The sequence below is a fragment of the Shouchella rhizosphaerae genome, from assembly GCF_900142675.1.
GTDB lineage: Bacteria > Bacillota > Bacilli > Bacillales > Bacillaceae_D > Shouchella > Shouchella rhizosphaerae.
The window spans coordinates 35,634-61,637 of record NZ_FRBS01000001.1; the positions used below are offsets into that span (position 1 = coordinate 35,634).

Below are 26,004 nucleotides of genomic sequence, written 5' to 3' on the forward strand. Positions count from 1 at the left end.
GATCGCTGCTCCCATTTTTTGGCCATTTTTTCTGCAATTGCTCCAATATTCAAGGGATTTCACTAAGGATGGGGAAGTAATTTTGTCTGTCCGATCTAGGTAAATGTACTTATAATTGATCTATAATCGATTATGAATCACGACTACTAGTAGAGTGGTGAAATCATGCTAAGCGCAAGGGAATTTCATTTAACAAATAAGCTGTTGAATACGAAAGCTCCGATTAGAATCAAAGATTTGTCAATCGAGTTTGGGGTGAGCACAAGAGCGATTAAGTATGACCTTGAAAATGTTCGCAAATGGTTTAAGTTGCAGGGGAAGACGGTGAATTCCCAGACAAGCAAGGGGATTTGGCTTCAATGCAGTGATCGGGAGCGGACTGAATTAAGGGGGATTTTGACACAATTTAAGCGATCGCAAATTTACCCCGATCAAACGATGCGTGTCAGAAGGATTATTCTGTCCCTATTATGGACGAATGATTATAAAACCGCTGCTCAATTATCGGAGATGCTAGCGGTCAGCAGAAACACGATTTTAAGCGATTTGAATCATGTAGACGAGTTTTTAACGTCATGGAATATTGAGTTGGAGCGGAAGCAAAGAACAGGGTATCGCCTTCATGGCAATGAACTTCAGCTGCGGCTGATGCTTGAGCATATTATTTACAACAGCTTAGATGATTATCAAATCTATAAGCTAACGACTCGAATTACGAAAAAAGAGCGGCAAATCGAGATTGGCACGATATTGGAAGAGCCATTAAAACCTATTTATGAAATGGCTGAAAATCATATGAGCGCGTTCTATTCGCCATCCTTGGCATCTTTGTTGCGGCTCTCTGATTTGTTGAAATTCCTACTGCGGCTCACGTTTTCGGTGAAAAGATTAACGATGGGGCGTGCCATTCATAGCTATCGGATGTTGCAGCCTTCTCATGATCAAGATGAACTCTCCTTGTTTCTGGTGAACGTTATGGAGAAAGTCTACACAGATATGCAGTTGCCGTTGCTCGAGGAAGAATACGCGTATGTAGCCGGAATCATGGAAAAAGAATCTGAACAAATCGATGTAGTCGATATCACAGAGAAGATGATCCAGTATGTAAGCGAACAAGAAAGAATTGACTATAAAAAAGACCCTAAACTTTATAGCAATCTGCTCTCTCATTTGTCACTGAGGCTTCAAAATGGCTCATTTTATTTAAATGAAATGAACCCAATGGAGGACGAAGTGAAAAGAAACCATGCGTCTCTTTTTCAAAGCGTCAAGGAATCTTGTCGAAAGTATGTGAAACAACACACATTGATAGCCCAAGATTCTTTTATCTCTTTTATTGTTCTGCACTTCCTCGTTTCCTATGAAAATACATTTAAACGAAAAAAGAAAGTAAAAGTTTTATATGTATGTTCAACAGGAAGAGGGGTTGCCCGGTTAATCAAAAATCGGGTAGAAAAAGAAATTCCTGCCGTCGATATTGTCTGTTATTGTTCCTTGCTTGAAGTGGAAGAGATTTGTCAGGCTGAAGAGGTGGATTTGATTATCAGCGTTTTTCCTGTTGAAGCCGCCGTTCCTGTTGTCGTTGTCGAGCCGCTGCCTGCAAAAAGAGATATCGAAGAAATTCGCAAACAAGTACGAGCGATGATCGGTTCAGACGACGAGCAGACGAACGAGCTGTTGGAGAACAATGAGTTTACGATCAGTGAAGATAGTGAGAACCTCAGCCAGGAAATTATTTTAAAAGGCTTTGAAGCTGCTCACGCATTGTTGGAAGCCTTTCCAATTAAATCAGAAGAAAGATGGAAAAATGCGTTTATGATGCACGTTTTTTTAATGGTTCACCGCTATTACTTTGATAAGCAATATGACCAGTACCTCTATGCAAATAATCAAATGCTAGACAGCGACGAGGAAATGTTCCATAGCGTGCAGCAAATTTTACAGGATAAAGATTTACATGTTCATGAAGCTGAGGTTATTACTCTTTTACAGTACTTGAAAAAATGGAAGTGATTATATGATTCAAGGCATTATTATCCAGAACGGCTTCGTGATTGACCCGGAAACTTTAACGATTAGCAAAAAAGAGATTGGCATCGTCAATGGTGTTTTTACGGCAGTAGAAGATGTGATACAGGCAGGTGGAGAGGTTCAGTATATCGATGCAACCAATCATTATGTTGCACCAGGTTTTATCGACTTGCATGCCCATGTGTTTGAAGATTATACCGAGCTGGGCATTGAGCCCGATTTAGTAGGGATCGATCAGGGAGTCACAACAATCGTGGATGCTGGCAGTGCGGGGTACGAGAACTATCCACTTTTTAAGGAAACCGTGATCGAGAAAAGCAAGACAGAAATATTGGCCTTTTTAAACCTGTCACGAAAGGGCTTATGTAATGGCCTATCTGAGCTTGCCAAATTAGACGAGTTAATGACGCTAAAAGAAGCAAACGAAATTTTCCAACAAGAGCAGAGCCTTGTAGGCATAAAAGCGCGTATGAGCGGTTCCGTTGTGAAAAACAGTGGAATCAAGCCATTAGTCCATGCCAGACAGTTGGCAGACCGGCTTGGCAAGCCAATTATGGTCCATATCGGGAATCCACCGCCGCCTTTACAGGAGATTTTTCCCCTTCTTAAACAGGGGGATATTGTCACGCATGCTTTTCATGGAAAGAAGCATGGAATTTTAACTGAGTCAGGAGACATGATTCCGGAAGCAAGAAGTGCGATTGAAAGAGGCGTCCGCTTCGATGTGGGGCATGGCACTTCGAGCTTTAGCTATAAAACAATGAAACGATTTAAGGACAACTATGATCTTCCATTTACGATAAGCACAGATATTTATAAAAACAACTATGCAACTCCAGTAGGCAGCCTGATGGTGACGATGACCAAGCTTCTTGCACTAGGGTACCGATTGACAGATGTGGTTGCCGCTGTAACAAAAAGAGCAGCCGACACGCTTCACTTAACAGAGCAAGGAACATTTCGCCTTGGGACCATAGCAGATGTGACGATATTCGGCCTTAAAGAAGAAGGGATGTCTACACTTATTGATTCAGAAGGTGAACAACTGAGCTATCATCAAGTGCTTACCCCGTATATAACCGTTAAGACTGGAAAGGTGGCATACACGAAGGAAAATGGAAGGGAAAGTGCAAGAATTATACCGCAAGAGTGAAAACTACGAACTGTGCGTGGAAGTGATGCAATTTACAGAAAACCTATTAAGGCAAGAGCATATTCAGACGACAGACGCGCAGAAGCTATCGTTATTGTCCCATCTTTCAGCGATGGTCTACCGTTCCACGCATAAGGAACGGATCGAGCCTATCGATAAACATCTATTTCAGGAAGTATCCAAGCAATCAATCGAAATGGCAGAAAAAGTGTGCAACAGATTGACGGATTTGCATGAGGATGAGAAATACTTGCTTTCTATCCATTTTGAAACAGCTAAAATGAAGGATTAATCATTGGAGGGGGAATGTAAAATGAGTCAAGTTGTTGTGGTTATCGGGGATCGCTTAGGTAAAGGACATCATGTAGCAAAAGGCGTTGAAGCTGCTGGTGGGAAGGCGATTGTCATTCCCGGTGTTGGCGCGGACATGCGTCTTGGTGATGTTATGGATACAGAGAATGCTGATATCGGTATTTCATTCTGTGGAAGCGGTGGAGCAGGTGCCATCACTGCACAAACAAAATACGGCTACCCAGCACATTATGGCATGCGTTCTGTTGATGAAGGCATCACAGCCATTAATGAAGGAAAAAAAGTACTCGGTTTTGGTTTTATGGATACAGAAGAGCTTGGCAAGAGAATTACGGAAGCCTATTTAAAGAAAGTGCAAGGGTAACATGATGGAGAAGATGGTCCAGCACACCGTTCTAGTAAGCGGCAAAGGAAAGTCTAAGGAGCTTGCCATTAACACGGCGCTCGGGAAAATCCAGAGAAAAGTAATGGATGAGTATAAAGCGATGATTATCCGGATTGAACCTGTAAGCATCCATGTCAATGAAGCGATTGAGCATACGTACACGGAGCGCTTTTTGCTCTTTTTCTTCCCGAGAAAAAGAAGCGAGTATACGGTCAAGTTAGAAGTGGATGTAAAGATTACACTGCTGAAAGTAGAGGAGATTCCTTTTAAAAAAATCGAGTCGCCTGATGGGATTGTAAATCATATTTTCCGCAATAGACAAGTAGCGGATAAATAGCGGAGGAGAAACATATGGAGATGATAGAGGTAGCAATAAAATCAATCATTATTGGTGCTTTTGTCGGTGTTGGTGTCGGTGCTGGGGCCGCCCGGATGTTCCATGCACCAAAAGCACAAGGAATGGGGGCATTCCGGACACTTGGGGAGCTAAATGCTTGCGCGGGAGATGCGGCGTCCCACTTTTCATTCGGATTAGGCTTCTTCTTTAATGCGTGGGCGTCCTCTGTCGGGGCAGGTGCCTTCACACAGGATGTGGACCACCGTATTATTCCTAACTGGGCGGCAGCGGTATTAATGCGCAAAGGCAAGCGCCCAGAAGATACGCTACATAATCCGAAAAAAATGGCGATTTCAGGCGGCATTATTGGGATTATCGTCGTTGCCTTTTTGAACTTGACAGCTTCTGCGATTCCGGAATCATTGCAAGCGATTGCCGTCCACGTCCTTGTGCCGGCAGCCAATTTGTTAATCGATCCGATTATGCCCGTCATTTTCTGGTTGGCCGCATTAGACGCTGGCAAGCGCTCTGGTTTCTGGGGGACGATTTTCGGTGGTGCTGCCCATTTGATTATGGGGAATGCCGTGCCAGGTGTGGTGCTTGGCATATTAATCGGCAAGGGAGTCGATGATAGCGGTTGGACGAAAGTAACGAAGACATTGCTTATTTCAGTTATTGTTCTCTTTATTTTAAGCGCATTTTTCCGTGGCTTCGATATTCAGTTATTGGAGAGCATGAACATGGCTCCACCAGAATGGCTTTTAGACTTTCATAAACTGTTAGGATTAGAGGTGAAGTAAGGTGACAACGCAATCAAAGTCTCTCGCTGAAAAAGATATGTATAAAACATTTTGGTATGCGGACTGGTCCTTTCCCATTTTTGTCGCCCTTCTTTCGTCAGGCATTTTTGCCGGAACGCATATGTACTATGTGTATAAAATTGGCGCTTTTAATGATGTCGCAATTGTCGCTATGTTGGAAGCTGGGATTCAAGGAGCAGGCTATGGGGCAGCTGCCGCTTTTGGCGCGAGCTTTTTATTCGCCCGCGTGTTGGAAGGGGCGCTTGTAGGGATATTAGACATTGGCGGATCCTTGCAAACCGGTCTTGGCATAGGTGTGCCGGCAATCCTGCTAGCGTCGGGTATCACAGCCCCAATTGAAAATTTTATCCTTTCCTTGCTAACAGGCGCTGTGTTAGGGGCACTCGTTGGCTATGCCATTTTAGCGATTCGCAAATTAACAGTCGGGCAATCCAATTCCACGTTTGGTGCTGATATTATGATGGGCGCCGGAAATACATCGGGCCGCTTTCTCGGACCGTTAATCGTCCTTTCTGCAGCAAGTGCTTCGATCCCAATCGGAATTGGTTCAACCATTGGTGCGGCGATTTTCTATATATGGAAAAAGCCAGTAGCAGGCGGAGCGATTTTAGGCGCCATGATTTTTGGCGCAATATTTCCAATCTCTTTAGAATAGGATGAGTGAGCGATGAGTTTTTTTGCACAGTTGGGTCTTCGTAAAGTCATTAACGCAAGTGGGAAAATGACGGCTCTAGGTGCGTCTGCAGTCAGTGATGAAGTTGCAGATGCGCTAAAGCGTGCCGCGCAAGATTATGTCGATATCGATGAAATGATGGAATTCGCCGGCAGTGTGATCGCAGAATACACAGGCGCGGAAGACGGCTGCCCTACATGCGGGGCAGCCGCAGGAATTGCCATCGCCACAGCTTCGGTGATAACCGGAAAAAATCTTTCATTAATCGAAAGAATGCCGGACTCCGAAGGGCTCAGAAATGAAGTAATTATTCAAAAAGGCCAGCAAGTTCATTTTGGGGCCAGCATTGCGCAAATGGTTCGAATCGGTGGCGGGAAACCGATCGAGGTTGGCAATGCGAATAAGGTCGAGCCAGATCATATCGAACAGGCGATTACAGAGAAAACAGCCGCACTTCTTTATATAAAATCCCATCATGCTGTTCAAAAAGGCATGCAGTCGCTTGAAACAATGATGAGGATTGCGAAGGAACACCAGTTACCATTCATTGTTGATGCAGCGGCAGAAGAAGATTTTCAAGCATATATCCGAATGGGCGCAGATATCGTTATTTACAGCGGTGGAAAAGCATTGGAAGGTCCCACGTCTGGTTTGATTTGCGGGAAAAAGAAATGGATGGAAGCGTGCCGCATGCAATATAAAGGAGTTGGCCGGCCAATGAAAGTTGGGAAAGAAGGGGTTGCCGGGCTTATTGCTGCTTTAAAACAATATCCGTCTAAGGAAGACAATGGCGATGAACAGATTGAACGTATGACAAAGCTGACCGAGGCTTTGGCAGATGCGAAAGGATTGCATTGTTCGATCAAACAAGACGAGGCGGGAAGAGCCATTTACCGTGCGCAAATTCAAGTCGATGCCAACAAAGCAGGCATGACAGCTGCAGAGCTTCTCCACCGGCTTGAATCAGGCAACCCAGCCATCTTTTTACGGCATCATTATGTAAATGTGGGAATATTATCGGTTGATCCCCGTCCTTTACTGAAAGGACAAGAAGACATCATTGCAAGTGAAATCAAACGGATACTGAAAGAGGGGCAGTCCTCATGAACGAAAAAGTCATTTTCAACGTATTGGCCAAAGATGTAGAAAACGCAAAAGAGCTAGTGCAAGTAGCAGGAGACCGTGTGCTCATAGGCGTAATGGTCAAACATTTTCCATCAGCCAAAGAAGCAATTGAACAGGTGGCATTGTATAAAAACAACGATATTCCTGTCTCAGTAGGACTAGGAGCTGGCGACCCTGCAATGTGGAAAATGGTTGCTGATGTTTCCGCCAAGACGGTGCCAAACCATATCAATCAAGTCTTTCCAGCAGCCGGCTATACACGTGGGCGGATGAGCGAGCTAAAGGCGTCGACTACACTCGTCAATGCACTCATCGAACCATCTGGGACAGCTGGTGAAGTCTATATTTCTACTGGTCCAAGCAGTTCTAACTTTAAAGAAAACGTTTCCTGTGAACTGGCTGCGGCCATGCTTGCTGAAATTGGCGTAGATTCTGTCAAGTTTTATCCGATCGATGGTGAAAAACGTCTTGACGAAGTCGCGGCAATGGTCAAGGCGGCTGTCAATGCCGGTTTAACAATCTTTGAGCCAACAGGGGGAATTGATGTGGACAATGTCGAGCGCATCGTTCAAGTCTGTCTTGACAACGGGGCAAAAACGGTGATTCCTCATTTGTATACATCACTGATTGACCAAGAGACCGGCAAAACAGAAGTGGAGAAAATCAAGCAGTTAATTAGTATGAAATGGAAGTAAAAGGATGAAAAAAGACGGCGCATATGCAGTCATTTTTGATATGGACGGTGTGATTGTCGACAGTGAGCCTGTTTATCGCAGTTACATGATCAACGTAATCTAAAAATGTCAAAGAAGCTTGATCAAACCATACAGTTCAATCAAGATCGGACATTCTTTGTCTTTGTCGGTACATCCCATGTTATTCTTGAACTAAGTATCCCTACATTATTAGAAAAAGAGGGATATAGAGTAGAACGAATTTTATAATCTATGTGGACGTTATACGTGTTAAATTTTCATCTACACTCCGTTTCATGTCATTAATAAGAAACCGGTCTAAGTGGCATGATTTGGCTGACATGGTTCAAACCAATTTCATAAGTTCCTTGTCTTTCAAGATTGATCATCTTGAAAGGGTTAGCCCTTCCTATGCTTGTTAAGGAAGAAATATCCTACTTATGGGAGGTTTAAACCTTAAGATGAACGGTAAAAGATGCATATGAATGAAACGGAGGAGAATGACACATGAAGCACATAAAAGAATTACTGACCCAAAAAATAGGACTTGGAACAGCACCACTTGGTAATATGTTTCGTGAAGTGCCAGAAGAAGAAGCCCAAGCGACGATCGAAGCAGCCTGGAATGCAGGCATTCGTTATTATGACACAGCACCATTTTATGGGGCAGGTCTGGCAGAGCTTCGTTTAGGGAAGTTTCTCTCCAAGCAAAATCGAGATGACTATGTTTTAAGTACAAAGATCGGTCGTGTCATTGAAGACGAAACGGAGGAAAAAGAAGGCCTCTTTACGAATGGTCGAACCAATAAAATGACAACAGACTACTCTGCAGAGGCTACGCACACCTCCATTGATCAAAGCATGGAAAGACTGCAGACCAATCGTCTGGACTTTGTGTTTGTACACGATCTGTCACCTGATTTTCATGGGGACGAATGGATCGCCAAATTTGAAGAAGCGCGAACAGGTGCTTTCCTTGTACTTGATGACTTACAGAAACAAGGTGTCATAAAAGGATGGGGTCTCGGTGTAAACACAACAATCCCAATTGAGCTTGCCCTTCAACTTGAAGAAGTGCATCCAACTATTAGTTTACAAGCAACCCAATACACCCTTCTTGATCATGAAGACACACTGCGCAGAATGATGCCTGAAGTCGAGCAATCGAATTCAGCCATTGTTGTAGGTGCACCGTATAGCTCGGGAGCCCTACTTGGCGGAGATCACTATAACTACGGTGAGATCCCACGAGACGTTCAAACGAAAATCAACAAAGTAACAGAAGTAGCAGAGTCTTACGGCGTCAGCCTAAAAGCAGCAGCGCTACAGTTTTCAACAGCGCATCCAGCTGTTGCTGCGGTCATTCCTGGATCAACGAGACCCGATCGCATTAAGGAAGACCTCGAAGCCTTACGAGAGAAAATCCCAGAAGCGTTCTGGCAGGAATTAATTGAAAAACAACTCATCTCAGCGGTCGCACCATTGCCGTTGTAAAGGAAAGAGACATCCAGTGTTTGTGCTGGATGTCTTTTTATCTGAAAGGAACGATTCAAAACCTAACAAAAAAGGAGACGCGTTGCTCATGGTAAAATCTTAAGCTAGGCATTAGTCGCAACAGGCTGTTTTCTTCCCGCTTGTGAATAAGTTTTCGCACTGGGCAAGAAGGAATGGTATCTTATTTACAGATAATCTTACGAACGACAATTGAACGAGCACATGCTGCGAGAATCTAATTCATGGCGGCCGCGAAACGCTAAAGGAGCTGAACAAAGCTCTTAATCCACGTAAATGGATGCATAGAGTGACTTGACGAATTATCCCTCATCTATCAGGACGACCATTTTATCATATCCATGCGGTAAATCCTTATGAACCGTTGGACTAGTGAGCTAGCAGTTGTACATCCCGCAAGGATTAAACGTTCCGAGCTTGGTCTTGCGGGATGCTGTCTGATCAATTAAACAAGCTTGCTTACACTTTCTTACATAGGTGAATCGGGTTTACTTTGATCATCAATTTTTACTAGCTTTCGCGGCTTTTGTTCTTTTTTACCGTACCAGAGCAATACATCGGCGAATAAATCTAAAATACGGATGAAATTTTCCTTGTCTTCCTCTGAAATTTTGTCTGCGTATTGAAAGATTTCCTCAAAGCAGAGCTTGTAAACAAATCGCGTATATTGTTCGTACACTTCGCGTCCTTTGGCAGAAGGCTTAACATAAATATCTTTACGATTTCCGCTTAAGTGATACTTTTCCAGTAAGCCTTTTTCTGTTAGGTGTTTAACATTCTTTGAGAACGTGCTGCGGCTGACTCCAAGGCGCGCAGCCATTTCGGACATTTTCTCATCCTTCTCCTCAGCTTCTAGAATATACTCCAAAGTTTGGATCTGCGCTGCGGAAAACGTTATATCTGTACCATAGCTTCGCTGCTGCTTATAAGTATTGGAATAGGCGTTGCCATACTTAATGATCTTCTCAATAAGGGCTCGATGCTTCCCCATCCATTCTAGTTTCATTAATAAATCCCTTCCATAGTTAAATCGTGTTCCTTTAGAAAGGATCATAACATATTCTGATTACGTATTTCACAGACCTTTACAATTAGATGCGTTTTTCTAGCCACGCAATCGCTTCTGCGATGACTTCGTCGCGGCTCGGCTCGTTGAAGATTTCATGCATCAAATGAGCATAAATTTTTAAAGATTTATCAGCGGATGCGATATCTCCATAAAAATCACGGGAATCCTGCTCGCTGACAAGGCCGTCATTCGCACCATGCATGACAAAGACCGGATCAACGAAATTTTCAGCATACTGCTTTAGCCACGCTACACCCTCACCTAAACGATTAAACAGATCCACGGAAATTTGCTTTTCTACAAGCGGGTCATTCGCATAGGCCGCTACAACTTCAGGGTCGCTGCACACTCCGCTGCCAAGTTCATTCGGAAGATAAGTGCCCGCGGGAAGAGCAAGCGGGAGTTCCCCTGCAACTTGGGTATTATAGCGGGTAAGTGCTCCTGACAACACGATTCCTTTTACCTTGCCCGGGTATTTAGTGCCAAATGCTGCTGACGCAAAGCCACCCATACTATGTCCAATCACAAACACGGGCTTATTGGCGCTTTCCTGCAATGCTTGATCAACCATTACATTCACGTCATCAATAATTTGGTGAAAGTTGCTATAAAATGTGCGTTTGCCTTCTGATCTGGCATGGCCGCGATGATCAAAACGGTATACATTAAAGCCGCGCTCGTTTAAGTTTTCCGTCAAATAGTCGTAGCGTCCGGCGTGCTCACATAAGCCATGAACAATGACGACGGCAGCCCTCGCATTGTCTACCAAATTTTTTACAAAGTAAAGCTTTGTACCATCAAAAGACGGAATAGTTGTTTCAATAGAATCCATGAGTCATGTCCTCCTTTTGTATTCAATAAAAATAAAATTGTTTCCTATAGAAATTATTTTATCACCAACAGCATAGTTTGTATATAAGAAATTGAAGCGGTTACAAATGACGAAGTTTTTCGCGCGGTGAGAAATGAACGCATCGGCTATGTAGTTGCTTAGACCGGACTTACTGAACTACCAATCCTTGTAACGGGGTAGGTTGAATTTATTCTTGCTATAATAAAACAAGTGCAGAAATGATGATTATTATTGATAAAAACAGATTGGCAGCTTTCTCAAAACCTCGAACTACGACTAATCCATATATTGTTAATGCAAATGAAGCAATAAAAGCTATAATTACTAGTGTATAAGCGACTCCTGTTTGCGAAGTAATCCATTCCATACTATTATGTTTATAATTACTACTTCAATATAAGGAGCACTATAATGAGTGAACAAAAAAAGAAGATCATCTCAGCAGCTAGAAATTTATTTCAAACAAAAGGTTTTTCAGAAACCTCAATGAATCAAATTATAGAAGCTGCACAATCAAGTAAAGGGAATTTGTATCACCATTTCAAAAACAAAGAAAATCTGTTTGTATATATTCTTGAAGAAGATGCTAATCAATGGCTGAAAGATTGGAAAATAGAAGCTGAAAAAAAACAAAATAATTCAAACCATATTTTATATACACTCTCAGAATTTGTAGCCAAGTCAAGCGTTAACCTTTATTACCATAAAGCAACAGAAGAGTTTTATCTTAGTGCGTTCAAATCAGACGAGGTCATGAAAAAGATTAAAAATATAGATAAACTATACCTTGATTTTTTTGTGGATATTATTAAGGAATGCCAAACGTCTAAACAAATCAACCAAAATGAAGACCCGAGCGTATTAGGCTATTTTCTTATGAGTCTATTATTTATAAGTAGTGATTATAAACATTATTATGATGATTTTGAGGAAAATGAGAATAATTTTCATAAGAAAGCCATAGATATTTTCTTAAATGGGGTAAGAAGGTAGCATAAATTTCGCTTCCTTCGAATCCCTGTTGTTAAATATATTTTTTTATATTACAATAGACCGAACGGTCTGTCTGTTATTGAGAGGAGAGTAAATGTCATGAATCATAAGCATGTAGCGATTATTGGAAGTGGTGTTGCAGGGGTAGCTACCGCATTATTTTTAAAAAAGGCAGGCATTGAAAGTACTATTTATGAAAGTAGATCAGCCGAAATAGAAACGGGTGCAGGTTTTTTACTGTCTCCAAATGGAGTGAAAGTTTTAGGTGAAATAGGGTGTAAGGATGAGGTCATTGCTAATTCAACGATCATAAAAAGTATTTGTCAAATAAACAGTGAAAATGAAGTGGAAGCAATCATAAATAATTACAATGAAAAACACTTTAATGCTCCTTTAATTAATGTTATGAGGTCAAATATCTTAAATCCTCTTTTAAAAGAAGCTCAGCGTCAAGGGATAGAAATTAAATACAGCAAAAAGTTGATTTCGGTAAAGCAACTTTCTAATTCAATTGAAGCTTTTTTTGAAGATGAAACATCAATAAAAACCGATATTCTTATTGGGGCAGATGGAACTTTTTCAACAACTAGAGAAGCTGTTGCATCAAGCGCTAAATTAGATTATAGCGGTATGTGGGGACTTCAAGGGGTCTCGTATGTCGAAGATTTTGAATGGGATGAATCCAGTAGTTATTTATACTACGATGAAAATCTATTCTTTATTTTTGGAAAAGCACATCCTACAAACAAGTTAAATATTCTATGGCAAGCCTTCTCTATGCGTCCTGAGAAACTTCCTACAAAATATTTTGAGAAAGCCAATAAAGAAACCATTAGAGAGTTTATATCTAAACAAATGAATGATTGGAAAGTGACTAAAAACCTTCGGCGTATGATAGAAAACACAGAGATGTTTTTCCCTAGGAGTATTTACGAGGTCAACGATTTACCTATGTGGTCAAAAGGTCGTGTTGTTCTCGTTGGAGACGCTGTCCATACAGCGAATCCTTTTTTAGGTCAAGGAGCTTCATTTAGTCTAGAAGATTCGATGGTACTTGCAAAAATGCTCAGAGATCATGATTACCGAGATGCGTTTTATTATTATGAAAAAGACCGAAGAAAGAGGACAGAAGAAGTAACTGCTATGTTCCAGAACATGGATATTGAATTGAATATTGAAAAAAAGATTAACGAATACAAAATTACGTGGGAAGAAGAAAAGAATGATTTAACGTAACGTAATTGATATTATTTTTTAGGACAGACAAACCGATCGGTCTGTCTGTCTAACTATCTACTTGAGAGGACAATTTTTAATGGAAATTTCATTATCACTTTATAAAAATCGTACGTTTATTTTATTATCTATAGCAAACATGTTTGCTATATCAGGATTTAGTATGTTTTTAACCACCACTACGTGGTACATCGTTTCGGATTTAGGTATGGCAAGTATACTGGGAATCGTGTTAATTGCATCGAGTGTACCTAGACTTGCTTTGATGGTATTTGGTGGTTTTTTAGCTGATAGATTTAAGAAAACAACTATTATGTTTTCAACTAACTTAGTTCAATTTCCTGTATTAGGACTGTTAACATTTTTGGTAGCTTATGATTATATAAGTGTGTTTTCTTTAATTGCTATTTCTGCTGTTTTCGGTGCTTTGGATGCGTTCTTCGGTCCTGCGAGTACATCTATGATACCTAAGATTGTAAAACACTCTCAAATTCAAAAAGCAAATGCTGTATATCAAGGTATCACACAAGTATGTTTTCTTGTAGGTCCTATTTTAGCCGGAGTCCTTTTGGAGTATGGTGATGCCTCAATCAGTTATTTGGTAGCTACAATACTTATTGGATTTTCAGCCTTTTTCGTATTCCCACCATTTATTCAAGAGGCTTCTGTTGACAGTGACAATTTAGAGTCACCGTTAAAAGATATTAAAGAGGGTTTTCGATATGTAATGTCCTCTTCATTTTTAAAGACGGGCATTATGGTGTTAATCTTTAGTAACTTCTTTGTATTTGGAGGGTTACATTTAGCTATCCCTATTCTCGTTGACACATTCGGTGGAACGCCACTTAATTTAAGCTTTATGGAGGTTTCATTAGGTATAGGCATTGTTGCAGGAACATCCATACTAGCAAAAGTACAGATTGATCGTAAGGGATACCTAGCACTTTTATCTCTGTTCGCTTTGCTTGTATTTTTTATTCTCTTTAGCCAAGCAACTAATCTGTATTTACTCACTGTCCTACTCTTCTTTATTGGTGGTGGATATGCACTTACGTATATTCCAGTGTTTTCAGGTGTTCAAGAAAAGACACCACAGCACATCATGGGCAGGGTTACTAGCCTAGTTTATCTTGCCATGAATGGGTTTGACCCTATTGCGTATGCTGTTTTAAGTGCTTTAATAGCTGCCGCTTACCCAATTCAATGGATTCTGTTCTCCTTTGGATTAGCTGGATTGTTTGCCAGTATCATTTTATATACGCGAGCTAAAGAATTTATTCAATATAGAAGCATGAACAAGAATCAACCTGATGAATTCTAAATAGAGTCCCACCTAATTGCAGTAAAAGCTCGTTCTAAGTAAATAGAACATATTCGTAGGCCGATAAACTCACTAATTAAACGCCTTACGGAAAAAAGGAACCCACCATTTGGTGAATGCTCTCCGTTCGCTACAACGGAGATGCTATTCACTTAAATGGTGGTTCTAGGCGTTTAGGGATGATGACATTTACGTAATACGTAGTTTTTTCCTTGATCGTTTGTTTAAATCAATCGTTGATAGTGGCGAAATGCTCCAACAACAAGCAGACATGAAGCTGCAAAGAGAAGAAGCAGGTAGCTTCCATGTTGTAGGACAAGGCTCCAATCAGGCTGTGCGCCAAGCACTTCCCGTCCTGCTTCAACCGCCCAATTTAGCGGGTTGAAACGGGCGATGACCTCAACCCAATGTGGCACTAATTGCAAAGGCATAAACAAGCCTGACAAAAACAATAAAGGCATCGTCGCAAAGCTGACGGCAGCGGTTAAGCTAGATTCGTTGCGGACGATCAGCCCAAGTGAGATGGATAAAGCGCCCATCGCAAGTCCTAGTAGCACGGCAATCAGGATGAGCTGGACAATGCCTAACAATCCTCCACTAAAGCTGGCGCCTAGTATCGCGGCGACACCAATCATAAGCGCAGCCTGAAAGGATAAGGTTAATGCATCTTGCAGTAAGGAGCCGAGCAGCAAAGCGAGACGGCTTATCGGTGAAATCAACAACCGGTCAAGCACTCCATCTTTGTAGTCGCTCAGGACGCCCATACCGCTGTAGGCTCCAGCCATCATCGTGCTCATCATCACAATCCCTGGACCAAGATAATCGATATAAGAGCTGGCAGCAAAACCAGGAATACTCCCTATGCTGGAAAAGACATGGCCAAACAAAATCATCCACAACATTGGCTGTACCACGGTTATGATCAATACAAAAGGGGAGCGGAGCAAGCCTCTCAAATAACGCATGAACACCCATGCCGTATCCGTAAACAGCTTCATGAAGTCTCGTCCTTCCTTAATGTTTTTCCTGTATACAACAGGTAGGCATCCCCAATATCTGGTCTTGATACCTTAATAGAATCTACTGGTATATGTTGTTCTTCCAGTAGTCTGATAACATTGGGGAGCTTCTCAGCTCCGTTCTCTGTAACGACATGCAATGTCGATTCATCTTGCTGTTCCGGCTGTTGGACGGAATAAGCTGCAGCGAGCACTTGCGCAGCTACTTGAGCTTCTCGGCATTCGATTGTAATTGTGTCCCCGCCGACCTTGTTTTTCATCTCATCTGGTGTGCCCTCAGCAACGATTCTGCCTTCATTCATAAATGCGATCCGGTCAGCTAGCTCGTCGGCTTCTTCCATATAATGAGTCGTCAGCAAAACCGTCATGCCAGCATCGCTTTGCAACTGTTTGATCATTTGCCACAGCTCCGCGCGAGATTCGGGGTCAAGTCCGGTAGTCGGTTCATCAAGAAAAAGCAGCTTCGGGCGATGAATAATCCCCATTGCGAGATCCAGCTTTCTTTTCATTCCACCAGAGTAATGTTTGCTCAGTCGATCGGCGGCCTCTTGCAAATGAAAGACAGTAAGCAGCTCATTTACTCTTTCTTTGAGCGCCTTCTTAGGCAGGCCGTAAATTCTGCCTTGCAGCATTAAGTTTTCCCTTCCTGTTGCTGTCGGGTCGACGCCTGAGTTTTGGGCGACACATCCAATCATTTGTTTATTGATTTTGGGAGAGCCAAAATAGTGGATTTCCCCTTGATCAGCCGATGCCAAGGTGGTCAGGATGCGAAACGTTGTTGATTTGCCGGAACCATTCGGTCCTAGCAAGGCATAAATGCTTCCTTCTGCTATTGTTAATGACAAATCTTGAACCGCTTTTATTTTTTTTCCGTACGTTTTTCTAACCTTTTTTAACTGAATCGCTGCATTCATCCGTTCGATTCACCTGCTTTCCTTTCTTTTTCCTTGATTGCTTCTGAAATAAAATCCACCACTTCCTTAGTCATCGGATAAAACATAACACCGTTACTTTCCTCTTTTATTGCGTTCCAGGCATTGCCTAAAAATTCGTCATCACGTCCAAACATTTCATAGGTTCCTTCCATCCAGCGTTCAGCAAGTTTTTGGGCGATCGGAGAGTCAGGCAGTTCGTGGAGGTTTTCTCGAATTTCATAAATGAGCGCTACCCACCGATCCAATTTTTGCTGATCCATATTAACGGACAGCATTTTTTCCTGTTCCTCCCGGCTCATATACCGATCGAGCACTTTTATTGCTTCTCGTTCACCTTGCTGAAACATTTGCATAACGCCAAAAATCAGCGGCCAATTTACCTGTTTTTCAATCTGAATCGAATATAAAATTCCTTGCAATGAGCGTTGAAGGTCATCAAGCCTTTTCTTTTCTTCATCGACCATTAACAACTGCTCGGTAAGCGCTGATTCCCACGATGGGGGAGGTTCCCTCAGAATAAACTGAATTTTTTCTAAAGAGAATCCTAAGTATTTTAACGCTAAAATTTGCTCCAAACGCATCACTTCTTGGTCGCCATACAAACGGTGGCCGCCTTCTGTGGCGGCAGCAGGTTTCAGCAAGCCAATCTCGTCATAGTAGTCAAGTGTTCTAACTGTAACGCCTGTTTTCTTGGACAGCTGGCCGATTGTGTACATCACTAGCCTCCTTCAAATCTAAGTGATTGAATTTATTATAAAACAGCACGTAACGTGGCGTTCAATCCCTAATTTTTATTTTGAATGACATACAGATTTAATTTTTGTTAAAGAACATAAGTAAAGCGTTAACTAAATTGCCGCTTGGTCCGGTCGAAAGAAGTATGGGGGGCGAGCTTTTTTGTAGAAGAGGCTAAGTAGGCACTACGTACAGTGACTATCTTTGAAGATAAACGCTCATGTCATCAGTGGCGAGAGTGGACTGCCAGTGACATGAGCGTTCACAGTTTTCGGGAGGTACTCTTTTTATACACGTCAAAGCGTGAAATAGTAAAACTTACTTATTTAATAGTGGGATTTGCCGAAGTAAGTTCTTTAAATTAATAGCATCCCACGGCATATGCTCCGTTATTCCTAATCCGACGACATCCGTTTCTTCAGATAGCTCTTTAATCAGATTAATCAGTTGAGGGATTTGCATCGTTCCCTCCGGAGTAAGGTTAAAAGGTGCTTCAGGGTTGGCGAATAACAAAGAACGGAATGCTTTTGGGTCAAGGACATCTAAGTCAAGGTGAATGGCCAGGTGCTTAATGCCGCTTTCTTTAATCCACTTTTTAATGGATGCAGTACTATTTGCTAACTCCTCAGTCCCAGCCGTTCTAATACCGAGTCTTTGAATTACTTCTGTATCTGGTTCTGTAGGAGCTATACCCAGTCTTTGAAACGCTTCTGCAAACAATTCCATTTCTTGCTCTGTAGGAGCCGCTAATCCCGCGATAAAGACATTTTCTGGTTTTAAAGGGATTTTCACATGTTTTGCGAACTCCTCATCTCCTTCTCCCAGAAGATTCCCGAGAGGTAACGAATGTGCATTGTCATATCCGACATATCTAACTAAATCACTATGAGCATCAATCCAAATCAATCCTAATTCTCCGCCGTATCGTTCGTTTAAATAGGCAAATGGGGCCTGCTCGACTAAGCAGTCGCCACCAAACATGACAATACGATCCGGTTTATGGGCCTTGATGATATGCTGCGCAGCTTCTAACTGTGCAAGCAACTGCGTTCTCCCATTCATACCGTTCTCGTTCTCAAGCGGAGTACCATCATAAGCTTGAACAGGCACATGAATAAGAGGTTGATCATTGTCTGGAGCAAGCCAAGCAAGCAGTTCGGCTCCAAAAGAGTAGTTAGGGTTGTTTCCTCCTTGCCATTGGGGCATTAATAAGCGTACTGTTTTTTGTGTCATCGTTTTTCTCCTTTACTTCAAAGTAAGGTAAATTAAAAAGTAGTACGCACTATTTTGATAGGTACTACCCGAAAGGATAGTGTAAAGATGAGTATGGCTGAATACAAAGGCAAAGTGAAACATATTCAAGATACGCCTTTTGGTTACACATTGTCTGTTATTGGCGGTAAATGGAAAATGGTTATTATTTACCTTTTGGCGGAAAACGAAACGGTACGCTTCAATGAGTTGAAAAGGCAAATAGGAACAATTACTTATAAAACATTAAGTTCGCAACTGAAAGAATTGGAAGCTGATGGCATGGTGAAACGGAAAGAGTATCCGCAAATCCCTCCTAAAGTCGAGTACAGCCTCACTGAAAAAGCAGAGACATTATTACCTGTTTTGGAGGAATTATGTGAATGGGGAGTCGCTAACCAAAACAATTAAACTGGCAATTTCCTAGCAAGTTTACTAGTTAGGGGAGTGCGCAGTGGGTTGCCCGTGCCGCATATCTCGCCGCGAAATGGTTTGGTATCACTTGCAAAAAAACAGATGTTTAAAATGAACATATAAAAGAAAGCAAAATCCCTAATCGTGGCCTGTAGTACTCTTCCTAAGTGGTTTGCTTATTTTTCACATGTCTTAAAGAAATCATATATTGAATACCGCTTTTTTTAGCTGCAGAGGTGGAAAGCTGTTTTCGTTTGTATTCTTCAAAGCCGAGCTTGCGATACAATTTCATTGCAGGCAAGTTGGTATCGGCTACTTCCTCTATAATGTATTGCTCAAACGGTGTCATTTCCATGATCGTATCGATAAGATGAGAAGCTGCCCCCTGGCTTCTAAATTTAAGAGCGGTGCCGACAAATTCAATTGATCCGGTGTTAGACGGAGGATCTTCAAAAGGTTTTTCAAACGCCCGTTTTAAAATGATCCCTGCTAACACCCCTTTATAAAGGCCCAGGAATTTTCTTAGCTGTTTTCTGTCCAACTGTAACGATAAGGTATGGCAGTCGGTACATGCTGCCATAGCCGCAATTTCCTGCCCAGATACAGCTACATAAAACTGGTCCATTTTGAACATATGGGCAAAAGCGTTGGCAATTACTTTTTTGTCATTGGAGAAATAATCGAGCCATTGGCTGAATCCATCGGCAAATATATGGGCCATTTGATTTCTTGCATCATGGGGCATTTGATCTGCTCTAACTACTTCGAATGGCGGGCGAATGTTCATGCTATTTTTCTCCTTCCTTAGAAAGTCCAGCAATAATGATTTGTACTGAAGGCATTATAAATCGTTCTTTTAATGTAATTTTCATAATGGCCAGTCCTTGTATAGTTGAAAAAAAATGCATTGCCATTTCATCCGGCGGTCCTTGCTTAAATTCATTTTTTTTCTGTCCTCTTTTGATTAAATCAGCTGTCGCCACTAGCATTTGTTTATTCAATGCCACGATTTCATGATGTTTCTGGCTGGCACCTCCTGAGAAGAAGGACTGTGTCATCAGAACCATCAAGTTGGCAAGGTCGTCACTTGTGGACAAATCGGTATATATTTCTTTTACAAATTGCTCAAGTTGTTTTTTAGGTGAATCCCCCGTGCGGAATGAATCAACTACTGCTTGCAGCCCGGCCATTGCGAAATCCACCAACTCAATAAAAAGGACTTCTTTGTTTTTATAATGTCGGTATAACAAGCCAATGCTGATACCAGCTAAATCGGCAATTTGCTGCACATTCGTCGAGCCATAACCTTGATGAACAAACAGGTGCATGGCGGCAGATTGAATTTTATCACGAGTTGCGCTACGCATTTCTTCGAATTGTTTTTTGGTACGGGGCATAGCTGTAGTTGCCTCCTCACTTTTATGAGTGAAATTTTACTCATTCATTATAAAACGAAAAGATGATAGAAGGCAAGCAAAAAAACGTGGAAGAGCTTCTTGCTTCTGTTACCGAAAATCAAAAAACTGTATTTTTTCTCTTGACTTTGAGTGCGCTTTAATTTGTAATATTAAAATTCAAAGGGGGGAGTAGCATGGATGGTTGGTCCATTCAAGAAGTGTCGAAGAAAACAGGCTTATCCGTTCATACGCTTCGTTATTACGAACGCATTGGGTTAATGGACTATATTGCCCGTACCGATTCAGGGCGCCGAACTTACAGTGAGCATGATCTGGAATGGCTTACGTTGCTAACGAATTTGCGCTCAACTGGAATGGCAATTAAAGACATGCAGCATTTTGCTGAAATGGTGCGGAATGGAGAGGCCACCATTCCTGATCGACGTAAACTGCTGGAAGCACATCAACAAAAGTTGGAGAAGCAACTAGAGGGTATTGAACGTACGTTAGCAATTATGGAGAAGAAAATTTCGGTTTATCGATCATGGGAGGAAAGTTTAGGTACTACATAAAAAAGAAGAGGTGAATCGTCATGAAACAAGTACTTTTAGGGCAAACAGGCGTAACGGTAAGCGAGCTTTGCTTAGGATGTATGAATTTTGGCACAAAAACGGAGCAAGTTGTTTCTGAGAGGCTGTTAGACCAATACGTCGATGCTGGTGGAAGTTTCTTGGACACAGCGAATAATTATGCGTTTTGGAACGAAGGGGGAGAAGGCGGTGAGAGCGAACGGCTCCTTGGCCACTGGATGAAGGAGAGAGGGAATCGTAGCAACTTGTTTCTGGCCACAAAGGTTGGTGCTCTACCGACTGTACCTGGAGGGGGACTAAGTGATGGAGAAGGATTGTCGAAACAATCGATAGAGCGGGCCATAGACCAAAGCTTGCAGCGTTTACGGACCGATTACATTGATTTGTATTATGCTCATATCGATGATATAAAAACCCCATTAGAGGAGACACTCGAAGCGTTTGAGAAGTTAGTCCGCCTCGGCAAAGTCCGTTTTATAGGCTGCAGCAACTATACAGTTTCGTTTAGCAGAGGCGAGGCTGATTAGCCAAGAACAGAAAGGGGCACATTATTGCTGTATTCAGCAACGTCATACGTATCTGCACCCCAATAAGGTGGCGAACTTTGGCGTGCAGAAATACGCAACCCAAGAGCTTCTCGTCTATTGCAAGAAGGAGAACATTTCGGTCTTGGCCTATTCGCCCTTGCTGGGGGGCTACTACAACCGTAGCGGGGAGCTTCCATCCGCCTATAGTGGGGATGAGTCGGAGGCAAATCTGAAAGAGTTGATAGAAATTGCGCGAGAGCTAGGTGTCACGCCAAACCAGGTTGTACTGGCCTGGCTACGTGAGTCTTCTTTCCCTTCAATTCCGATTATTGCGGCTAGTACTAGCAATCAGCTTGATGAAAATTTAAATGCTTTACAAGTTGAGCTTACCCGAGATAACCTTAACCGTCTTAGTACATTAGGTCAAGTAAGATAACAGGGGGACGGGCGGGGAGGATTAGCTTACCCGACCAACGGAGCCGTCGCGTGTCCAGCGCCGTTTTTTCAGCCGGCTCCCTTTTTGTATTCAAGGGGTGAGCGTTGCTCACAATGTTTCGTATATGAACGTTTTGTCAGGAGGGAGCTTGACAAAAAGTATATAGCAACTATATACTATCTTTAAATGTAGAAATGAATTTTGCTTTATAAGGCGGTGGAGGATGATGGAGGCAAGGGAGTGGCAAAAACAAGAATTAAGTGATGCATTCTTAGGTGCAGTCTACGCGTACATGGATTATGAGAAAACGACGCATCTCTTAAAAACGAAGGAGGGGAAGCAGATCTATTACGCAGAAATTCATATCGTATCCGCGATTCATGACCATGAAGGCATTCATGTGTCGGGTTTGGCGGATTTGCTTGGCGTAACGATTGGGGCTGTTTCGCAAATATTAATGAAACTGGAAAGGAAAGGACTTGTCAAAAAAGAACGTGATGCACGTAATCAATCGCGTTTTTTATTAAAACTAACGCCGGATGGAGAAGTTACGCATCTTAATCATTTGAAGTTCCACGAGGAGTTTGATGAATTATTTTGTTCGGCACTCGACGAGGGAAGTGTAGAACAAGTTCGTTTCTTAAAACAGTTTTTTAGCCGAATAGAACATAAACTACAGGAAATAACAAAAAAATAATTTTTTTAAGCAACGCCTATAGCAACTTAATACTTTGAAGTCAGATTCCATCAAACATGATGGAATTAAAAAATATTTGTAATTGAGAATGATTATCTTCTTCATAGGAAAGGGAACAGATTTCATGGTGGGCTTCTTAAAAAGGTGCATAGGCCTGATCATTACTCTTTTGGGGGTGACGGCACTTTCGTTTTTAATGGCCAATATTTCAATTGTTGATCCCGCTGAAGCTTATGCACGAAATGTATTTTTGCATCCGACGGAAGAACAAATTGTTCAAATTCGTACGGAAATGGGGCTGGATCGGCCGTTATACCAGCAATATATACAATGGTTAGGCAGCAGTTTGCGTGGGGATTTAGGGGTTTCTTTACAGACAAAAAATACAGTCGCATCCGATATTGGCCAGAAGCTGCCTGTAACCATGCAACTAGTTAGCCTGTCCCTATTGTGGGTGGTGGTCTTTACCATTCCTGTTGGCCTTATCACTGCCTTGCGAAAAAATAGTTGGTTTGACCACGTTGTTAGAATAGCAACGATATTGGGTGCTTCACTGCCCAACTTCTGGCTGGGATTCTTGGTACTTCTTTTGTTCGCTGTAACCTTTCCAATTGTGAAGGTTGTGGACTACGGCAATCTTATGAGTCTTATTCTTCCTTCTCTCGTTCTAGCTGTTCCGGTTGCTTCGATATCCATTCGCTTATTTCGCGCGACGCTGCTTTCCAATCTGAATAAGGATTATGTTGCTTATGCGAAAGCAAGGGGACTGAGCAACGGAAGGATTGTATGGGTTCACGTGACAAGGAATTCTCTGCCGCCGCTCATTATGTTGTTTGGTCAATACATGGGTCACATGATTGCGGGAAGTGCCATCGTGGAAAGCATTTTTTCCTTGAAGGGCGTCGGTATGTATCTGATTGACGCGATTATGGCTCGGGACTTACCGACGATCAATGGTTGTGTATTGGTCATTGCCCTTATTTTTGTTTTTGGCAGAGTGCTTGCGGATATCGTCAATTGGCGGCTCAACCCCCGGATGATGGACAAGGGGGAAGGGGCTTTATGATTATAAAAATTGTTAACAACAAGCAGGCGCTGGCAGGACTTGTAATGATCGCATTGGTAAGCCTGGTTGCTGCAACTGCTCCGCTGATTGTACCCAATGACCCGCACAAAATTGATATCGTGAACCGATTCTTATCCGCAAACGCGCAATACCCACTCGGTACGGATCAACTGGGACGTTGTGTGTTATCGAGGCTGCTCCTTGGGGCGAGCTACTCGCTGGGCATTGCCGTACCGACACTGATGGCGCTAGGGGGCATTGGATTAATACTGGGAACGTCAGCCGCTTATTTAGGCGGGCGTTTGGAACGGGCTTTACTGATCATCTGTGATCTATTTATGGCTTTTCCATCGCTGGTCATCGTACTGTCTCTTGTCGGGGCGTTGGGACAAGGAATACCCAGCATCGTTGTGGCCGTGATGTTCTCGCTGTGGGCTTGGTATGCCAAAGTGGTGTGGAGCTATGCGTGTCTGGAAAAGAGCAAGGACTACATTCTTGCATGCATTATAGCCGGGTGCAATCACAGAAGAATTATATTTCGACACATCCTTCCTAATCTGTTTCCCCAATTCCTGGTGTACCTGAGCACGGGAATGGCTTCCATGATCATCATGATATCCGGGTTTTCATTTTTAGGATTAGGCTTTGAATCAGGCACGCCAGAATGGGGAGCGATGTTGAACGAAGCCAGGGCGAGTTTTTATTCTCATCCGACATTTGTCCTTTACCCTGGCCTTTGTATTCTGGTAACGGCAGCGGGCTTCAATTTATTCGGAGAAGCGCTTAGAGACATCATTTCTCCGGAGGAGGTGAGCGAATGAATGGTTTGTTGGAAGTGAAAAATCTTTGTGTTGGACTTAAGGAGCAGCCGAGCCGTCTGATTGTCAAGCATGTAGATTTTACGCTTCGCCAAGGAAAGGCACTAGCTCTTGTAGGGGAAAGCGGAAGCGGAAAGACGATGACCTGCAAGGCGCTTATGCGGTTATTAAATAGGAAGAAATTCGAAGTTTCCGGGAGCATCCGGTATAGGGAGGTGGGGCTGCTAACCCTTAAAGAAAAAGAAATGCGTTCGTTATGCGGAAGCAAAATAGCGATGATTGTTCAACATCCGATGACCGCCTTCAATCCGACAATTAAAATCGGCGCGCAAATCGTAGAGGCGATAAGGGTTCATCGAAAAATCGGCAAAAAAGAAGCGTATGAGATTGGTATTCAAGCACTGGAGCAAATGCATTTGCCGCGCTGCGAACAATTAATGAACAGTTATTCTTACACATTAAGTGGAGGAATGCTGCAAAGAATCATGATCGCAGTAGCCTTGATTCACAAGCCGGAGATTCTTATAGCGGATGAGGCGACCACGGCTTTGGACGTGAAGAACCAAAGCATTGTACTTGAGGAACTCGATCAATTGAAGAAAAAGGGGATTGCGCTTCTTTTGGTTACTCACGACTTGGGCGTGGCCGCGAAGCTTGCGGATGATATGGTGGTTATGAAAAGTGGGGAGATCATTGAACGCGGGACTGTTTTCGAACTCTTCGCATCACCTCGGGAAGCATACACCAAAGAACTGCTGGGAGCCAGGTTAATGAAAGGAGCAGGACTGTGATAGAGCTGAAGCAGGTATCCAAGCAATATCAAGTAAAAGACAAGCGAGGAAATAAACGAACTATCGATGCGGTGAAACCATTATCGCTTTCGTTGGATCATCAAACCAGTTACGCCCTTGTAGGCGAAAGCGGAAGCGGAAAAAGCACCTTGGCCCGTCTGATGCTGGGGATCGAGCGACCGACAAGCGGCGAGGTATGTCTGGAGGGGAATAATATCGCCTTGCAGCGTCCAGGAGAATTTCGCAAGAAAAGGGCAGTGCTCCAGATGGTGTTGCAAAATGCACAGAGCTCACTCGATCCCAGACTTCCGGTATTTGATTCGATCGCCGAGCCGATCCGGTGTTTGAAGAAGATGGACAAACAAAGCGAGCGCCAAAAAATTCTGGAACTGGCCGACAAAGTTTGCTTAACCGTTGATCAGCTTAGCCGCCTTCCGCATGAGTTGAGCGGCGGTCAATTGAAGAGGGTTTGTATTGCTCGCGCAATGAGCATATCCCCAAAGTTTATTGTTTTTGATGAATCCGTTAGCGGGCTGGATGTGACGGTCCGAAAGCAAATTCTCGACTTGATTCTTCAGCTAAAAAATGACGGAATAGGCGCATTCCTGTTTATTACCCATGATATCGATGTAGCGATCTATATGGCGGATCACATCATTGTGATGAAAGATGGATCTATCGTTGAACGGGTTGAACATGCTGCTTCTTATGATGATTTTAAACATGAGTATTCGAGGAAGATGATTGAGTCGCTTCCTCCGAAGTCTCCGGAATACCGGAACCAACAACATCGGATGGCTGCGACCCTTTAA

Annotated in this window: 31 protein-coding genes; 23 read left to right on the top strand and 8 right to left on the bottom strand. The window is 42.6% G+C overall.

The genetic code is table 11. The features are described 5' to 3' along the window. The first annotated feature begins 165 nt into the window (after positions 1-165). From BUC05_RS00245 to BUC05_RS00295, 11 genes are all read left to right on the top strand, one after another. Positions 166-2,013, top strand: a complete 1,848-nt coding sequence (locus BUC05_RS00245; RefSeq protein ID WP_011246252.1) for a BglG family transcription antiterminator — start codon at positions 166-168, stop codon at positions 2,011-2,013. A gap of 4 nt (positions 2,014-2,017) precedes the next feature. Next, entirely contained in the window at positions 2,018-3,184 is a 1,167-nt protein-coding gene (locus BUC05_RS00250) for an amidohydrolase/deacetylase family metallohydrolase (RefSeq protein ID WP_035204361.1), read from the top strand. After that, positions 3,159-3,476 carry a PRD domain-containing protein gene (locus BUC05_RS00255; RefSeq protein WP_160162505.1) on the top strand — a complete coding sequence of 106 codons (318 nt, stop codon included), beginning with the start codon at positions 3,159-3,161 and terminating at the stop codon, positions 3,474-3,476. The genes BUC05_RS00250 and BUC05_RS00255 overlap by 26 nt, the downstream gene beginning before the upstream one ends. Positions 3,477-3,497: 21 nt before the next feature. Beyond that, on the top strand, positions 3,498-3,860 hold the full coding sequence (locus tag BUC05_RS00260) for a glycine-rich SFCGS family protein (RefSeq protein ID WP_035204363.1): 363 nt from the start codon (positions 3,498-3,500) through the stop codon (positions 3,858-3,860). Positions 3,861-3,864: 4 nt separating this feature from the next. Next, the gene (locus BUC05_RS00265; protein WP_035204366.1) at positions 3,865-4,218 is read left to right on the top strand and encodes a DUF4312 family protein; all 354 of its coding nucleotides are present in this window, start codon (positions 3,865-3,867) and stop codon (positions 4,216-4,218) included. A gap of 14 nt (positions 4,219-4,232) precedes the next feature. Next, positions 4,233-5,018, top strand: a complete 786-nt coding sequence (locus tag BUC05_RS00270) for a DUF4311 domain-containing protein (protein WP_035204369.1) — start codon at positions 4,233-4,235, stop codon at positions 5,016-5,018. 37 nt (positions 5,019-5,055) lie between these two features. Continuing rightward, the gene (locus BUC05_RS00275) at positions 5,056-5,694 is read left to right on the top strand and encodes a DUF4310 family protein (protein ID WP_035204593.1); all 639 of its coding nucleotides are present in this window, start codon (positions 5,056-5,058) and stop codon (positions 5,692-5,694) included. 12 nt (positions 5,695-5,706) lie between these two features. After that, entirely contained in the window at positions 5,707-6,819 is a 1,113-nt protein-coding gene (locus BUC05_RS00280; RefSeq protein ID WP_035204371.1) for a DgaE family pyridoxal phosphate-dependent ammonia lyase, read from the top strand. Continuing rightward, a complete protein-coding gene (locus BUC05_RS00285; RefSeq protein ID WP_035204373.1) occupies positions 6,816-7,532 on the top strand; it encodes a KDGP aldolase in 717 nt (238 codons plus the stop codon). The genes BUC05_RS00280 and BUC05_RS00285 overlap by 4 nt, the downstream gene beginning before the upstream one ends. Before the next feature lie 105 nt (positions 7,533-7,637). Continuing rightward, positions 7,638-7,781, top strand: coding sequence for a TraB/GumN family protein (locus BUC05_RS21590; protein ID WP_082111787.1), 144 nt, complete (start codon positions 7,638-7,640; stop codon positions 7,779-7,781). 258 nt (positions 7,782-8,039) lie between these two features. Continuing rightward, positions 8,040-9,026 carry an aldo/keto reductase gene (locus BUC05_RS00295; RefSeq protein ID WP_063608262.1) on the top strand — a complete coding sequence of 329 codons (987 nt, stop codon included), beginning with the start codon at positions 8,040-8,042 and terminating at the stop codon, positions 9,024-9,026. A gap of 487 nt (positions 9,027-9,513) precedes the next feature. On the opposite strand, the gene BUC05_RS00300 is transcribed toward BUC05_RS00295, so the two are convergent. Further along, positions 9,514-10,050 (bottom strand): MarR family winged helix-turn-helix transcriptional regulator, encoded by a 537-nt coding sequence (locus BUC05_RS00300; RefSeq protein WP_063608263.1) that lies wholly within the window; start codon positions 10,048-10,050, stop codon positions 9,514-9,516. Between the two features lie 85 nt (positions 10,051-10,135). After that, on the bottom strand, positions 10,136-10,945 hold the full coding sequence (locus tag BUC05_RS00305) for an alpha/beta hydrolase (protein WP_063608264.1): 810 nt from the start codon (positions 10,943-10,945) through the stop codon (positions 10,136-10,138). Between the two features lie 432 nt (positions 10,946-11,377). Here BUC05_RS00305 and BUC05_RS00310 point away from each other — a divergent pair, with 432 nt between their 5' ends. From BUC05_RS00310 to BUC05_RS00320, 3 genes are all read left to right on the top strand, one after another. Continuing rightward, entirely contained in the window at positions 11,378-11,959 is a 582-nt protein-coding gene (locus BUC05_RS00310; RefSeq protein ID WP_011246267.1) for a TetR/AcrR family transcriptional regulator, read from the top strand. A 99-nt stretch (positions 11,960-12,058) separates the two neighbouring features. After that, a complete protein-coding gene (locus tag BUC05_RS00315) occupies positions 12,059-13,195 on the top strand; it encodes an FAD-dependent oxidoreductase (protein ID WP_011246268.1) in 1,137 nt (378 codons plus the stop codon). Positions 13,196-13,274: 79 nt separating this feature from the next. After that, the gene (locus BUC05_RS00320) at positions 13,275-14,516 is read left to right on the top strand and encodes an MFS transporter (RefSeq protein ID WP_073303779.1); all 1,242 of its coding nucleotides are present in this window, start codon (positions 13,275-13,277) and stop codon (positions 14,514-14,516) included. 224 nt (positions 14,517-14,740) lie between these two features. Here BUC05_RS00320 and BUC05_RS00325 read toward each other — a convergent pair whose 3' ends face one another. The 4 genes from BUC05_RS00325 to BUC05_RS00340 form a co-directional block, all read right to left on the bottom strand. Beyond that, positions 14,741-15,514 (bottom strand): ABC transporter permease, encoded by a 774-nt coding sequence (locus tag BUC05_RS00325; protein WP_073303782.1) that lies wholly within the window; start codon positions 15,512-15,514, stop codon positions 14,741-14,743. Then, entirely contained in the window at positions 15,511-16,449 is a 939-nt protein-coding gene (locus BUC05_RS00330; protein ID WP_073303785.1) for an ABC transporter ATP-binding protein, read from the bottom strand. Before BUC05_RS00330 ends, BUC05_RS00325 begins: the two co-directional genes overlap by 4 nt. Next, positions 16,446-17,186, bottom strand: coding sequence for a MerR family transcriptional regulator (locus BUC05_RS00335; RefSeq protein ID WP_073303788.1), 741 nt, complete (start codon positions 17,184-17,186; stop codon positions 16,446-16,448). Before BUC05_RS00335 ends, BUC05_RS00330 begins: the two co-directional genes overlap by 4 nt. A 337-nt stretch (positions 17,187-17,523) precedes the next feature. Continuing rightward, a complete protein-coding gene (locus tag BUC05_RS00340) occupies positions 17,524-18,438 on the bottom strand; it encodes an arginase family protein (RefSeq protein WP_073303791.1) in 915 nt (304 codons plus the stop codon). 87 nt (positions 18,439-18,525) lie between these two features. On the opposite strand from BUC05_RS00340, the gene BUC05_RS00345 reads away from it, so the two are divergent. Further along, on the top strand, positions 18,526-18,867 hold the full coding sequence (locus BUC05_RS00345; RefSeq protein ID WP_073303794.1) for a winged helix-turn-helix transcriptional regulator: 342 nt from the start codon (positions 18,526-18,528) through the stop codon (positions 18,865-18,867). A 166-nt stretch (positions 18,868-19,033) separates the two neighbouring features. Here the strand turns inward: BUC05_RS00345 and BUC05_RS00350 are convergent, their stop codons facing one another. Further along, a complete protein-coding gene (locus BUC05_RS00350) occupies positions 19,034-19,657 on the bottom strand; it encodes a GNAT family N-acetyltransferase (RefSeq protein ID WP_073303797.1) in 624 nt (207 codons plus the stop codon). Position 19,658: 1 nt separating this feature from the next. After that, entirely contained in the window at positions 19,659-20,267 is a 609-nt protein-coding gene (locus tag BUC05_RS00355; RefSeq protein ID WP_073303800.1) for a TetR/AcrR family transcriptional regulator, read from the bottom strand. A 194-nt stretch (positions 20,268-20,461) separates the two neighbouring features. Between BUC05_RS00355 and BUC05_RS00360 the strand changes: the two genes are divergently transcribed. From BUC05_RS00360 to BUC05_RS00390, 8 genes are all read left to right on the top strand, one after another. Then, positions 20,462-20,839, top strand: a complete 378-nt coding sequence (locus BUC05_RS00360) for a MerR family transcriptional regulator (RefSeq protein WP_073303803.1) — start codon at positions 20,462-20,464, stop codon at positions 20,837-20,839. Positions 20,840-20,859: 20 nt separating this feature from the next. Continuing rightward, a complete protein-coding gene (locus BUC05_RS21845; RefSeq protein WP_208610211.1) occupies positions 20,860-21,384 on the top strand; it encodes an aldo/keto reductase in 525 nt (174 codons plus the stop codon). 82 nt (positions 21,385-21,466) lie between these two features. After that, on the top strand, positions 21,467-21,820 hold the full coding sequence (locus tag BUC05_RS21850; RefSeq protein ID WP_208610212.1) for an aldo/keto reductase: 354 nt from the start codon (positions 21,467-21,469) through the stop codon (positions 21,818-21,820). Positions 21,821-22,043: 223 nt separating this feature from the next. Continuing rightward, positions 22,044-22,517, top strand: a complete 474-nt coding sequence (locus BUC05_RS00370) for a MarR family winged helix-turn-helix transcriptional regulator (protein ID WP_073303806.1) — start codon at positions 22,044-22,046, stop codon at positions 22,515-22,517. Between the two features lie 88 nt (positions 22,518-22,605). After that, the gene (locus BUC05_RS00375; protein WP_244153283.1) at positions 22,606-23,583 is read left to right on the top strand and encodes an ABC transporter permease; all 978 of its coding nucleotides are present in this window, start codon (positions 22,606-22,608) and stop codon (positions 23,581-23,583) included. Then, positions 23,580-24,404 carry an ABC transporter permease gene (locus tag BUC05_RS00380; RefSeq protein WP_073303812.1) on the top strand — a complete coding sequence of 275 codons (825 nt, stop codon included), beginning with the start codon at positions 23,580-23,582 and terminating at the stop codon, positions 24,402-24,404. The genes BUC05_RS00375 and BUC05_RS00380 overlap by 4 nt, the downstream gene beginning before the upstream one ends. Then, positions 24,401-25,192 carry an ABC transporter ATP-binding protein gene (locus BUC05_RS00385; protein WP_073303815.1) on the top strand — a complete coding sequence of 264 codons (792 nt, stop codon included), beginning with the start codon at positions 24,401-24,403 and terminating at the stop codon, positions 25,190-25,192. Before BUC05_RS00380 ends, BUC05_RS00385 begins: the two co-directional genes overlap by 4 nt. Then, positions 25,189-26,004 (top strand): ABC transporter ATP-binding protein, encoded by an 816-nt coding sequence (locus BUC05_RS00390; RefSeq protein ID WP_073303817.1) that lies wholly within the window; start codon positions 25,189-25,191, stop codon positions 26,002-26,004. The genes BUC05_RS00385 and BUC05_RS00390 overlap by 4 nt, the downstream gene beginning before the upstream one ends.

What these genes read in the sequence shown, in the direction of transcription:
- BUC05_RS00320 (WP_073303779.1), top strand. Translation starts at nt 13,275, where the DNA reads ATGGAAATTTCATTATCACTTTATAAAAATCGTACGTTTATTTTATTA.
- BUC05_RS00265 (WP_035204366.1), top strand. Translation starts at nt 3,865, where the DNA reads ATGGAGAAGATGGTCCAGCACACCGTTCTAGTAAGCGGCAAAGGAAAG.
- BUC05_RS00305 (WP_063608264.1), bottom strand. Translation starts at nt 10,945, where the DNA reads ATGGATTCTATTGAAACAACTATTCCGTCTTTTGATGGTACAAAGCTT.
- BUC05_RS00310 (WP_011246267.1), top strand. Translation starts at nt 11,378, where the DNA reads ATGAGTGAACAAAAAAAGAAGATCATCTCAGCAGCTAGAAATTTATTT.
- BUC05_RS00355 (WP_073303800.1), bottom strand. Translation starts at nt 20,267, where the DNA reads ATGCCCCGTACCAAAAAACAATTCGAAGAAATGCGTAGCGCAACTCGT.
- BUC05_RS00285 (WP_035204373.1), top strand. Translation starts at nt 6,816, where the DNA reads ATGAACGAAAAAGTCATTTTCAACGTATTGGCCAAAGATGTAGAAAAC.
- BUC05_RS00315 (WP_011246268.1), top strand. Translation starts at nt 12,059, where the DNA reads ATGAATCATAAGCATGTAGCGATTATTGGAAGTGGTGTTGCAGGGGTA.
- BUC05_RS00370 (WP_073303806.1), top strand. Translation starts at nt 22,044, where the DNA reads ATGATGGAGGCAAGGGAGTGGCAAAAACAAGAATTAAGTGATGCATTC.
- BUC05_RS00280 (WP_035204371.1), top strand. Translation starts at nt 5,707, where the DNA reads ATGAGTTTTTTTGCACAGTTGGGTCTTCGTAAAGTCATTAACGCAAGT.
- BUC05_RS00350 (WP_073303797.1), bottom strand. Translation starts at nt 19,657, where the DNA reads ATGAACATTCGCCCGCCATTCGAAGTAGTTAGAGCAGATCAAATGCCC.
- BUC05_RS00380 (WP_073303812.1), top strand. Translation starts at nt 23,580, where the DNA reads ATGATTATAAAAATTGTTAACAACAAGCAGGCGCTGGCAGGACTTGTA.
- BUC05_RS00300 (WP_063608263.1), bottom strand. Translation starts at nt 10,050, where the DNA reads ATGAAACTAGAATGGATGGGGAAGCATCGAGCCCTTATTGAGAAGATC.
- BUC05_RS00260 (WP_035204363.1), top strand. Translation starts at nt 3,498, where the DNA reads ATGAGTCAAGTTGTTGTGGTTATCGGGGATCGCTTAGGTAAAGGACAT.
- BUC05_RS00325 (WP_073303782.1), bottom strand. Translation starts at nt 15,514, where the DNA reads ATGAAGCTGTTTACGGATACGGCATGGGTGTTCATGCGTTATTTGAGA.
- BUC05_RS00250 (WP_035204361.1), top strand. Translation starts at nt 2,018, where the DNA reads ATGATTCAAGGCATTATTATCCAGAACGGCTTCGTGATTGACCCGGAA.
- BUC05_RS00245 (WP_011246252.1), top strand. Translation starts at nt 166, where the DNA reads ATGCTAAGCGCAAGGGAATTTCATTTAACAAATAAGCTGTTGAATACG.
- BUC05_RS00340 (WP_073303791.1), bottom strand. Translation starts at nt 18,438, where the DNA reads ATGACACAAAAAACAGTACGCTTATTAATGCCCCAATGGCAAGGAGGA.
- BUC05_RS00270 (WP_035204369.1), top strand. Translation starts at nt 4,233, where the DNA reads ATGGAGATGATAGAGGTAGCAATAAAATCAATCATTATTGGTGCTTTT.
- BUC05_RS21845 (WP_208610211.1), top strand. Translation starts at nt 20,860, where the DNA reads ATGAAACAAGTACTTTTAGGGCAAACAGGCGTAACGGTAAGCGAGCTT.
- BUC05_RS21590 (WP_082111787.1), top strand. Translation starts at nt 7,638, where the DNA reads ATGTCAAAGAAGCTTGATCAAACCATACAGTTCAATCAAGATCGGACA.
- BUC05_RS00375 (WP_244153283.1), top strand. Translation starts at nt 22,606, where the DNA reads ATGATTATCTTCTTCATAGGAAAGGGAACAGATTTCATGGTGGGCTTC.
- BUC05_RS00330 (WP_073303785.1), bottom strand. Translation starts at nt 16,449, where the DNA reads ATGAATGCAGCGATTCAGTTAAAAAAGGTTAGAAAAACGTACGGAAAA.
- BUC05_RS00295 (WP_063608262.1), top strand. Translation starts at nt 8,040, where the DNA reads ATGAAGCACATAAAAGAATTACTGACCCAAAAAATAGGACTTGGAACA.
- BUC05_RS00275 (WP_035204593.1), top strand. Translation starts at nt 5,056, where the DNA reads ATGTATAAAACATTTTGGTATGCGGACTGGTCCTTTCCCATTTTTGTC.
- BUC05_RS00335 (WP_073303788.1), bottom strand. Translation starts at nt 17,186, where the DNA reads ATGTACACAATCGGCCAGCTGTCCAAGAAAACAGGCGTTACAGTTAGA.
- BUC05_RS00360 (WP_073303803.1), top strand. Translation starts at nt 20,462, where the DNA reads ATGGATGGTTGGTCCATTCAAGAAGTGTCGAAGAAAACAGGCTTATCC.
- BUC05_RS00385 (WP_073303815.1), top strand. Translation starts at nt 24,401, where the DNA reads ATGAATGGTTTGTTGGAAGTGAAAAATCTTTGTGTTGGACTTAAGGAG.
- BUC05_RS00345 (WP_073303794.1), top strand. Translation starts at nt 18,526, where the DNA reads ATGAGTATGGCTGAATACAAAGGCAAAGTGAAACATATTCAAGATACG.